The 10559-nt window shown below is 72.0% G+C and carries 9 protein-coding genes and 1 pseudogene; 4 read left to right on the top strand and 6 right to left on the bottom strand.

The window, feature by feature from the left end; all coding sequences use genetic code 11:
- From AB0I83_RS30840 to AB0I83_RS30830, 3 genes and pseudogenes are all read right to left on the bottom strand, one after another.
- A pseudogene (locus AB0I83_RS30840) lies at window positions 1–240 on the bottom strand (LytR family transcriptional regulator); the annotation flags it as partial.
- 220 nt (window positions 241–460) lie between these two features.
- The gene (locus AB0I83_RS30835) at window positions 461–1771 is read right to left on the bottom strand and encodes an LCP family protein (RefSeq protein ID WP_363306990.1); all 1311 of its coding nucleotides are present in this window, start codon (window positions 1769–1771) and stop codon (window positions 461–463) included.
- Between the two features lie 187 nt (window positions 1772–1958).
- Entirely contained in the window at window positions 1959–2711 is a 753-nt protein-coding gene (locus AB0I83_RS30830; RefSeq protein WP_363306989.1) for a TIGR03089 family protein, read from the bottom strand.
- Between the two features lie 139 nt (window positions 2712–2850).
- On the opposite strand from AB0I83_RS30830, the gene AB0I83_RS30825 reads away from it, so the two are divergent.
- The 3 genes from AB0I83_RS30825 to AB0I83_RS30815 all read left to right on the top strand — a co-directional run bounded on the left by AB0I83_RS30825 (window position 2851) and on the right by AB0I83_RS30815 (window position 6602).
- Window positions 2851–4293: a peptidoglycan recognition protein gene (locus tag AB0I83_RS30825; protein WP_363306988.1), complete on the top strand. Its 1443-nt coding sequence runs from the start codon at window positions 2851–2853 to the stop codon at window positions 4291–4293.
- 80 nt (window positions 4294–4373) lie between these two features.
- Window positions 4374–5465, top strand: coding sequence for an NDP-sugar synthase (locus tag AB0I83_RS30820; protein WP_363306987.1), 1092 nt, complete (start codon window positions 4374–4376; stop codon window positions 5463–5465).
- A gap of 171 nt (window positions 5466–5636) precedes the next feature.
- Entirely contained in the window at window positions 5637–6602 is a 966-nt protein-coding gene (locus AB0I83_RS30815) for a DNA-3-methyladenine glycosylase 2 family protein (RefSeq protein WP_363306992.1), read from the top strand.
- 9 nt (window positions 6603–6611) lie between these two features.
- Here the strand turns inward: AB0I83_RS30815 and AB0I83_RS30810 are convergent, their stop codons facing one another.
- From AB0I83_RS30810 to AB0I83_RS30800, 3 genes are all read right to left on the bottom strand, one after another.
- The gene (locus AB0I83_RS30810; protein WP_363306986.1) at window positions 6612–7937 is read right to left on the bottom strand and encodes a coenzyme F420-0:L-glutamate ligase; all 1326 of its coding nucleotides are present in this window, start codon (window positions 7935–7937) and stop codon (window positions 6612–6614) included.
- Complete coding sequence (cofD, locus tag AB0I83_RS30805; protein WP_356537646.1) at window positions 7934–8890, bottom strand: 2-phospho-L-lactate transferase; 957 nt, start codon at window positions 8888–8890, stop codon at window positions 7934–7936. The genes AB0I83_RS30810 and cofD overlap by 4 nt, the downstream gene beginning before the upstream one ends.
- A gap of 120 nt (window positions 8891–9010) precedes the next feature.
- On the bottom strand, window positions 9011–9550 hold the full coding sequence (locus tag AB0I83_RS30800; protein ID WP_356537644.1) for a cysteine dioxygenase family protein: 540 nt from the start codon (window positions 9548–9550) through the stop codon (window positions 9011–9013).
- A 650-nt stretch (window positions 9551–10200) separates the two neighbouring features.
- On the opposite strand from AB0I83_RS30800, the gene AB0I83_RS30795 reads away from it, so the two are divergent.
- Window positions 10201–10464: a WhiB family transcriptional regulator gene (locus tag AB0I83_RS30795; protein ID WP_031093859.1), complete on the top strand. Its 264-nt coding sequence runs from the start codon at window positions 10201–10203 to the stop codon at window positions 10462–10464.
- Window positions 10465–10559 lie beyond the last annotated feature (95 nt).

Genomic DNA, 10559 nt, shown 5'->3' with positions numbered 1-10559 from the left:
CGACGGCTCCCGGCCCGGGCCGGGAGCCGTCGGCCGGACGCGGCCGCGCTGCGCGGGCACCTCCCCGCGCGACGCGGCGGATCCGTCCCGGCCCGGGGCCGTGACGGCGGCCCGGGAATGGCCGGACGACTCTGTTCCGGAGTGGTTCAGTCGCAATTCGTAATTGCCGGTACGCGGGTCGAGCACCCACTGGTCGGCGGCATCGACTTCCTCCGCCCGCCCACGGCTATGCGCGTCCACGGTTGCCTGAATCCTCCGTCGGTGCGACACGAGGCGCCTGCCCCCGCGGTGCCCTCGGTCGCTTGCTCCGGCCGTGCGTCTGATGACAGCGAGCACCGGATCGCGTCACACTATCCGGCGGAATCGGCCACAGGGGACGCGCGTGACACATTCCACGCTCCTTACAACCGGGCATTACGGCTATTCCGCTCCGATTGCCGCCCCATACTTGGGAATTGTTTTAGGAATCGCACAGGTCGTCGGCCGCATTCGACCCCGAATAGGTGGGGGCGGGGGTCGGACTGCCGTCCGTCCCGGCGGACTTCCCGCCGGAGGGGTCCTCCCCCGAGCTGTGGTCCGGCTGTGAATCCCCTGAACGGGCTTTGTCGGCCGGGACCACGGCGACCGGCTCGTCCTTGCGCAGCTGGGCGAACAGCCTGTCGGCGTCCGGCTGCACGAGTTCGTCCCTGTTCGCATCGGCGCGGTAGGCCTGCCGGGGCACGGTCAGGAACTGCACCTTCTCCGTGGGGACGTTCCGCATGCCGCGCACCAGGTCGTACAGGTCCCGCAGGGAGTCGAGGTCCGGGTCCGTGGTGAGGGACTTGGTCGCCGCGTCCAGCACCGGGTACAGCCGTGTCGGGTTCAGCAGGACACCGTTGCTCTGCATCTTGTTGACGAGGGCCCCCAGGAACTTCTGCTGGCGGTCCATGCGCTCGGTGTCGCTGCCGTTCCCGATCGACTTGCGGGCCCGGACGTATCCCAGGGCCTCCTCGCCGTCGAGCTTCTGACGGCCGGCGGGAAGCTTGAGGTGGGCGTCGGCGTCGTCGACCGGCTTCTTGAGGCAGACCTCGACGCCGTCCACGGCGTCGACCATGTCCTTGAAGCCCGCGAAGTCGATGACCATGTGGTGGTCGACGCGGATGCCCGTCATCTTCTCGATCGTGCGGATCGTGCAGGCCGTGCCGCCGAGCTCGAAGGCCCAGTTGAACTGGGCGAACTGCTCCTTCGTGGCCTTGCCGTCCTTCGTGTGGCAGCTCGGGATCTCGGCCATCAGGTCGCGGGGGATCGACACCGCGGTCGCGCTCCTGCGGTCGGCGGCCAGGTGCAGCAGGATCGTGGTGTCCGAGCGCTGGCTGCCGCCGTCGTCCCGACCGTAGGCGCTGTTGTCGCCGGACCGGGTGTCGGAGCCGATGAGCAGGATGTTCTGCGCGTCGTGCGCGATCGGCAGCGGGCGCTCCTTCTCGTACGCCTTGAGTTCGGCGGCCGCGCCGGTGTCCGTCGTGATGTTGTCGTCGAGCTTGTTGTACAGCCACCAGCCGACCCCGGCGGCGACCAGCACGAGGAACGACGCGGCGAGAGCGGTCCAGCGGAGCCAGTGGCGCCTGCGGCCGGGTACGGGCTCGGGCCGCGCGGCCCAGGTGCCGTCCTCGCCGGCGCGCGGCTCCGCCCCCGACGCGTCGCGCGCCCCGTCCACGGGCTCGTCCCCTGCCGAGTGGTCGGGGCGGTCCGGGTCGGCCGGAGGGCCGGGGCTGTCGCTCACGTCTGCGTCCATCCTTCACGTTCGGCGGCGCGAGGGGCCGCCGGTCGCAGAAGTAGACGGCTGAACCTCACGCTTGGTTGTGCATTCAAGCGGCGATCTCGGGGGGTGCTTCGTACCGACCGATCATGTACCGCCGCCGGTGCTCAGTCCCGGGGGCTCGGCCCGGCATGGGCCGGACGAGTGGCCCTCAGGGCGCTTGTCATACCGCCGTGGCGGTGATCCGCTCGCTCTCGACGCGCCTGGCGAGCCCGTCCTCGTCCAGTTCGTCCAGGTGGCGGCAGAGAACCACGGAACCCCCCGCGGCCAGAGGCGCGAAGAGACCGGCGGACAGCCCCTCCCAGGTGTCGTACGTACGCCCCGTCAGCAGCCGTGACCCCGGGGCGAGGCCCAACTCCGCCGCGTCCTGGCGGGCCCTCGCGACCAACTGGTCCGCCGTCAGCCCGGTGCCGCCCACCGTCAGTGCGGGGCCCGCCGGGTCCACCGGTGCGTACGGCGCGAAGCGGTCGCCCTGGCCCGGCACCTCCACCGCGTAGTCCGCGAACCCCTCGGGCGGCTGCGGGAACCGTCCGCCCAGCGGGCGCAGGGCCAGCGCGACCCGCTCACCCCGGCAGGCGCGGGCCAGGTCGAGGGTGTCCGGCCCGCTGACGACGAGGTCGGCGGCGGCGGGGTCGCCCTGCACGTCGACGACGACGCCCACCGAGGAGCAGGCGAGCAGCCAGACGGCCGACTGCCAGTGGGCGGGGAGCAGCAGGGCCAGCCGGTCGCCGGGTTCGGCGGCCAGGTCCCCCTGCAGCAGGTTCGCGGTCTTGGCCACCCAATTGGCGAGGGTCGCCACCGACAGTTCGACGCGTTCTCCGGTTGCGTCGTCGTAGAAGGTGACGAGAGGGCGGGCCGGGTCCGCGGCGAGCGCGGATCGCAGCAGGTCGGCGGGGGTGCGATCACTGGCGTTCATCCGCGCAAGGGTACGCGGCGCACGAGGGCGCGGCGGGTGTGACGGGTGCCCCGTACACCGGTTCGGCAGACGGTGCGTCAACTCAAGGTGCTTGTACTCCAGTAGCAAGTAATGCCCGACTCTGCGAAGTATTTCTGGTATGCGTGCACTTCTTGTCACCTCCATCGGCGTCACCTGCGCGACGGCACTCACCCTGCCGCTCGCCGCGCCCGCGCCCGCCGCCACCGTCGCCGCCCCGGTCGCCCACGCGTCCGCGGCCGCCCCCGTCGAACCCGCGGGTTCGACGCAGTCCCTGCCCCTCAGGCCCCTCACCGGCGCGGTCCCCCGGGCCACCGGCCGGCCCTCCGAATCCATGACCCCCGCAGTCGCCCAGGGACTGCTCCGCCGTGACTCACGCCGCTTCTCCATGGTCGGCGTCGTCTGGGACGACGCCGACACCGAGCTGCACGGCACCGTCCAGGTCCGCACCCGGGCGACCGGAGGCACCCGCTGGTCCGGCTGGCAGTCCCTGGAGACCCACAACGGCGACCACGCCGCCGACGCCGGCAGTTCCGAGCGCGAGTCCGGCACCGTGCGAGGCTCCACCGCCCCGCTCTGGGTCGGCGACTCCGACGGCGTCGAGGTACGCGTACGTTCCGAGAACGCCGGGCCGCGCACCGGGACCGCCGACACAGCGGCGCTCCCGGCGGGTCTGCGCGTGGAACTCGTCGACCCCGGCGAGGAGCCGGAGCAGCCACGCGCCGAGGGAGCCCCGGCCACCGGTGCGCCGTCCGCCGTCACCCCCTCGGCGGGCGTCGCGACGCCCGCCACCGCCACCCAGCCGGGCGCGCTCCCGGAGTCCGCCGCCCTCAGCTTGGCCGCGGCGGAGAGCTCCGCCGTCAACGCCGACCTCGCCCCGCTGGGTGCCGCCGAGATCCCCGCACTGAGCAAGGCCGAGTCGGAGGAGCAGGCCGTCGTCGCGGCCGGCGCCAAGCCCTTCGTGGGACCGCGCCCGCGAATCGTCACGCGCAAGGGCTGGGGTGCCGACGAGAGCCTGCGGGAGCGCGCATTCGCGTACACCTCGACCGTCAAGGCCGCCTTCATCCACCACAGCGCGACCGGCAACAACTACACCTGCGCCCAGGCGCCCTCCGTCCTGCGCGGTATCTACCGCTACCACGTCAAGAGCAGCGGCTGGCGCGACATCGGCTACAACTTCGCCGTCGACAAGTGCGGGAACATCTACGAGGGGCGCGCCGGAGGCGTGACGAAGGCCGTCCTCGGGGCGCACACCCTCGGGTTCAACACCAACAGCACCGGCATCGCGGTCCTCGGGACGTACAGCTCGAAGAACCCGCCCGCCGCTGCCGTGACGGCGATCGCCAAGCTCACCGCCTGGAAGCTCGGGCTGTTCGGCCGCAACCCCAAGGGCAAGGTCACCCTGGTGTCCGGCGGCAGCGGCAAGTACAAGAAGGGCGCGAAGGTGAAACTCAACGTCATCTCCGGCCACCGCGACGGGTTCGCAACCGAATGCCCCGGGATCCGTCTCTACAAGAAGCTCGGCACGGCCCGGACCAGTTCGGCCAAGCTGCAGGGCCGCTGACCGGGAGGGCTCCGACCGGTCTGCATACACTGGCCAGCCGATACGAGGCCCCGGCCCCAGCAGGAAGCAGAGACGGTGCTGTGACAGAGGCAAGAGAAGCGATCCTCCTGGTCGGTGGCAAGGGCACCCGGCTGCGTCCGCTCACGGTGCACACCCCGAAGCCGATGGTTCCGGCGGCGGGGGTGCCGTTCCTCACCCACCAGCTGGCGCGTGCCAGGGCCGCGGGGGTGGAGCACATCGTGCTCGCGACGTCCTACCTGGCGGAGGTATTCGAGCCGTACTTCGGTGACGGTTCGTCGCTCGGCCTCTCCATCGAGTACGTCACCGAGGACGAACCGCTCGGCACCGGCGGGGCCATCCGGAACGTGGCGTCGCGGCTGGCCTCCGGCCCGGACGAACCTGTCCTGGTGTTCAACGGGGACATCCTCACCGGACTCGACATCCGGACCCTGGTCGCGTCGCACGCCACCTCCGGGGCGGACGTCTCCCTGCACCTGACCAGGGTGGAGGACCCGCGCGCCTTCGGTCTCGTGCCGACGGACGGCACGGGCCGGGTCACCGCGTTCCTGGAGAAGCCGCAGACACCCGAGGAGATAGTCACCGACCAGATCAACGCGGGGGCGTACATCTTCCGCAGGTCGGTCATCGACACGATTCCGGCCGGGCGGCCGGTGTCCGTCGAGCGCGAGACCTTCCCCGGGCTGCTCGACTCCGGCGCCCACCTCCAGGGCATGGTCGACTCCACGTACTGGCTTGACCTCGGCACCCCGCAGGCGTTCGTACGCGGATCGGCCGACCTGGTGCTGGGCCGCGCCCCGTCCCCGGCGGTCCCCGGCCGCTGCGGCGAACGGCTCGTCCTGCCCACCGCCTCCGTGGCCGCCGACGCCAAGCTCACCGGCGGCACGGTCGTCGGTGAGGGCGCGCTGATCGGCGAGGGCGCCAGGATCGCGGGCTCCACCGTGCTCGCGGGCGCCGTCGTCGAACCGGGCGCGGTGATCACCGACTCGCTGGTCGGAGCCGGAGCCCGGATCGGCAGCCGTTCGGTCCTCGTGGGCGCGGTGATCGGCGACGGGGCACAGGTCGGCGCCGACAACGAGCTGAGAGACGGGATCCGCGTCTGGTGCGGCGCGGTCCTCCCGGACGCCGCGGTGCGCTTCTCCTCCGACCAGTGAACGGGTGAACCCGCCTCCGGGCCGGTGGACGCTTCCGTACGTCCGGTGCGCTGGGCCTCCCGGGCCGGTGCGGGTTCCCGTCGGCGTTCTCCTCGGCCGTACCCTCGACAGACACCCCGACGACCGAGGACCCCACCCGTGGCAGGACGCTTCGTACCCCGCACGACCGCCGTGCCCCGCCGGCAGCCGGCGGCCGCGGGCGCGTCCGGCCCGGAGCTGACCCGGACCTGGACGCCACCCGGCCCGCTGGACCTGGCGCTGGTCCTCGGCCCGCTGAGGCGCGGCCCGGCCGACCCCGCCTACCGGGCGCTGCCGGACGGCACCTTCTGGCGGGCGACGCGGACCCCGGCCGGCCCCGGCACCCTCCGCGTCTCCGCGTCCCGCGACGGCACGGTCCACGCGGCGGCCTGGGGGGCCGGCGCGCAGTGGCTGCTGGACGCGCTCCCGGCGCTGCTCGGCGCCGACGACGTCCCGGAGGACTTCCGCCCCCGCCACCGGCTGGTCGCCATGACCCAGCACCGCCGGCCCGGTCTGCGGCTGCTGCGCACCGGGCTGGTCATGGAATCCCTGATCCCGTCGATCCTCGAACAGAAGGTCACCACCGCCGAGGCCTACCGGGCCTGGCGGCTGCTGGTCCGCACGTACGGCACCCCCGCCCCCGGCCCCTCGGACGCGTCGTTCGGCACCTACGGCCTCCACGTCGTGCCGGACGCGAGGACCTGGTCGCTCATCCCGTCCTGGGAGTGGCACCGCGCGGGCGTGGACTCCAAGCGTTCCGACACGATCCTGCGCGCGGTCCGGGTGGCCCGGCGCATGGAGGAGGCGGCCTCGATGGCTCTCCCCGAGGCGATGGCGAGGCTGCGGCTGATCCCCGGCATCGGCCCCTGGACCGCGGCGGAGACCCTCCAGCGCTCGAACGGCGCCGCCGACGCGGTCACGGTCGGCGACCTCCACCTGCCGGGCATCGTCGGCCACGCGCTGGCGGGCAACCGGAACGCCGACGACGAGGAGATGCTGGAGCTCCTGGCCCCCTACGAGGGCCAGCGCCACCGCGCGACCCGTCTGATCATGCTCTCGGGCCGCATCCCGGCCCGCCGGGCCCCGAAAATGACGCCGGGCGACATCGCCCGGCTCTGACGGTCCGCCTCAGCGCACGGTGATGAAAGCTCCCGCGTCCCGGTCGGCCCGCTTCGGCGGTGCCGCCTTCGGGTGCCCCACAGCCACCGCCCCCAGCGGATCCCAGGAGTCGGGCAGCTCAAGCACCTCGCGCACCACGGACCGGCAGAACATCGTCGAGGACACCCACGCCGAGCCGAGCCGCTCACCCGCCAGCGCCACCAGGAGGTTCTGCACACCGGCACCGGCCGCGACCACGAACATCTCGCGCTCCGCGGTGTCGCGGCGCTCGTCCCCGTAGGTGTGCGCGCCGTCCGTCACCAGGCAGGGCACCGCCAGATACGGCGCGTCGCGCAGGACGTCGCCCCGCCGCACCCGCTTGGCGATCGACTCCTCGCCGCGCCCGTCCCGGCGGAGGTCGGCGATCCACGCGTCCCGCATGGCGTCCAGCAGCCGGTGCCGGGCGTCCGCCGACTCCAGCAGCACGAACCGCCACGGTGTCGTGTGGTGGGGAGCCGGAGCCGTCACGGCCGCGGCCACCGCACGCCGTACGGCACCGGGGTCGACCGGCTCGTCGGTGAACTCCCGTACCGTGCGCCGCAGACCGAGCGCCTCCCGCACCGCCTCCGACGTACCGAGTCGGAACATGTCGTCGGCGGCGGCCCGCACCATCGCACGGGCGCCCTCCTCGGGCTCCCCGGCGCCGGCCACCACGTGGGGAAGGCCGCGTACGACCGCGACGGGCAGCCCGGACGCCTTGCCCTTCACCAGGTCACCGGCCGAGGCCAGCTCGTCGGCGGTCGCCACGACCGTGGCGCTCAGCGGATTTCCGTGACCGTCGGTGCCGCCCCGGAGGTCGTCCAGCACCCTGACCCCGGCGGCCCCGATCGCGACGTCGGTCAGGCCGTTGCGCCAGGGGCGGCCGAAGGTGTCCGTGACGACGACCCCGATCTCCACCCCGAGCGCGTCCCGCAGGCCGTCCCGGATCGTCCGGGCGGAGGCGTCCGGATCCTCGGGCAGCAGCAGGACCGTCCCGGCCGGGGTGTTCGACGCGTCGACCCCGGCGGCGGCCATGACGAGCCCCTGCCGGTTCTCCACGATCCTGAGGCCTCCGCGCCGGGCCACCACCCGCACGGTCTCGGCGTCGATCGCGGCCTCCCGGTCGGAGGCCTCGACGATGCGGCCCTCGGCCTTGGAGACGATCTTCGAGGTGACCAGCAGGACGTCGCCGTCGGCGAGGCCGGGCTCCGTGGCGGCGATCAGCTTCGCGACGTCGTCGCCCTCCCGCACCTCGGGCATCCCCGGCAGGGCCCACACCCGGTAGGAGGGCGCCCGGTCGTCGGGTCCGCCGCTCATGCCCGTACTTCCTCGGCCAGCGCAAGCGCCTGGCGGGCCATCTCGGCGGTGGCGTCCACGTCCGTCATCATCAGCGGCACGGCGCGGCAGCGGATGCCGGCCGCCTCGACCTCGGCGGTCGCCCCGGCGTCCACGGTGTCGACGAGCCAGCCGTCCAGCAGCCCCGAACCGTAGTGCTGGGCGACGGCCGCGGCGGTGGACTCCACGCCTACGGCCGCCAGCACCTTGTCGGCCATGCCCCGTACGGGCGCGTCGCCGACGATGGGGGAGAGCCCGACCACGGGTACCCCGGCCTCGGCGATGGCCTCACGGATGCCGGGCACGGCGAGGATGGTGCCCACCGAGACGACGGGGTTCGACGGCGGGAAGACGATGACGTCCGCCTCGGCGACGGCCTCCAGCACACCGGGTGCGGGCGTGGCCTTGTCCGCGCCGACCGGCACGATGGCCTGCGCCGGTACGGACGCACGCAGCTTCACCCAGTACTCCTGGAAGTGGACCGCCTTGCTCTCGCCGTCGACGTCCACCGCCACATGGGTCTCGACGCGGTCGTCGGACATCGGGATCAGCCGGACCCCTGGCTTCCACCGCGCGCAGAGCGCCTCGGTGACGGCGCTCAGCGGATAGCCGGCGCCGAGCATCTGCGTACGGACGATGTGGGTGGCGAAGTCACGGTCGCCGAGGCCGAACCACTCCGGTCCCACGCCGTACGCGGCGAGCTCCGCCTTGACCTGGAAGCTCTCGTCGGTACGCCCCCAGCCCTGCTCCTCGTCGATGCCGCCGCCGAGGGTGTACATCACGGTGTCGAGGTCGGGGCAGACCTTCAGCCCGAACAGATGGATGTCGTCGCCGGTGTTGCCGATCACCGTGATGTCCGCGTCGGGCGCGGCCTGTTTGAGGCCACGCAGGAAACGAGCACCACCGATACCGCCGGCCAGAACCACAATGCGCATACCCAACAGTCTCGCAGGCGCAGCCTGGTCCTTGTGGGGGTGGTGGCGGGCGACGGGTGGGATCGCAGGCGCAGCCTGGTCCTTGTGGGGGTGGTGGCGGGCGACGGGTCGCCCCGGTCGTCAGGCCGGTACGGCGTTCTCGGCCGTGGAGGCGCAACGGGCCGAGTGCATCGGCATGTCGGTGAGCCCCGGGAAGTAGACGTGCAGGCTGACCGCCGGCTCCAGGGAGTCGTTGACGACCTCGTGGACGTATCCGGGGGCGAAGACGCGCTGGGCGCCCGGGCCGAGTGACTTCGCACCCCGCGTGGTGCGCTCGGTCAACCGGCCGTCCAGGACCGTGAGTACGCCGGAGGAGAGACCGTGGTCGTGGAGCCCGCTGCCCTGGCCGGGGACCCAGCTCAGCAGCCACACCTCGTAGCCGGGTGAGGTGTCCCCCGTCCCGGGGGCGCCGGGAACCGCGGGGGCGGTGTGCAGGCGGTGGTACCAGCGGGTCGCGGTGTCGTACCGGACGAGCGGGGCCCACCGGTCGCGGTCGGCTGCGATGGAGCGGGCGAGCCCGACGAACTCGGCCACGGTGGAGGGGTGGGGGCTGGCCGGCCTCAGGAGGTGCTGGACCTCGAGGATGTCGCCGGCGATGGAGAGGTCGCTGTCGCTGTTCATGGGTGCGGTGGTTCCTCGGCATGTGGATGCGCGTACGTGGGGGTGTCGCGGAGACCGGAATGCGGTGGGGAGGGCTGGATCAGAGCTGGAGCGCCAGGGCTTCAACAGCTGTGACAGCTGGAACAGCAACAGCGGGCCTGGACAGCGGTACGGAACCCACGGACGTGGGTCGTGTACATCGCTGAGGTCGCTGGCATGAGATCAAGGAGAGCGGCACGATGTGCGTTCTGTCAACCCAATGCCCGATTTGGCGGCAATCTTTCACCCCATCCGGTTGCGGATGAAGAAGAAAGGTTTTGGCACCCCATTTAGAGGCAAGGTGGCGCATCAACCGCGTGTGTAAACGCGCCTGATGGCTCGTGACCCTAATGTGATCTTGGTCGCTCCGGTGATCGAATCGCAACACCGGGACTCCTCCGCTCGTCCCGCTCGGTGAGAAGCGGTGCGAAGCGACACCAGTGGCATATGTCAGTTTTTTGGCGATTTCAACACTTTCTGCATAGGCTTGGTTCCGCAGAGTGAATACCGAGGCCAATAGCAGATCTTCGCTTGACTGGCCCGAAGCTACACACTTGTAATTTCACTCGTGTCGTTCGGCCGCGTCGATAACGGCCGCATCACGGGACGCAAGAGACAGACGAGGGGCGCACATGACCGAGCTGTTCCAGCAACTGCTGGTCGAGGACGCGGACGAGGAACTCGGCTGGCAGGAGCGCGCGCTGTGCGCCCAGACCGACCCCGAGTCCTTCTTCCCTGAGAAGGGCGGCTCCACCCGCGAGGCCAAGAAGGTCTGTCTCGCCTGCGAAGTCCGCTCCGAATGCCTTGAGTACGCCCTCAACAACGACGAACGGTTCGGTATCTGGGGCGGCCTCTCCGAGCGTGAGCGGAGGCGCCTGAAGAAGGCGGCCATCTGACGCCGCGCCCCCGGACGCCGGGATCGCGATGGCCTGGGGGCCGCACCCCGCACGGGGGGTGCGGCCCCCAGGCCATCGGCACGTCGGGCCGCTTC

Origin of the sequence: Streptomyces sp. NPDC049970 (assembly GCF_040660235.1) — a bacterium.
In the GTDB taxonomy this organism is placed as follows: Bacteria; Actinomycetota; Actinomycetes; order Streptomycetales; family Streptomycetaceae; genus Streptomyces.
The sequence above is the reverse complement of the archived record's forward strand: the minus strand, read 5'-3'. Positions and strand labels throughout refer to the sequence as shown.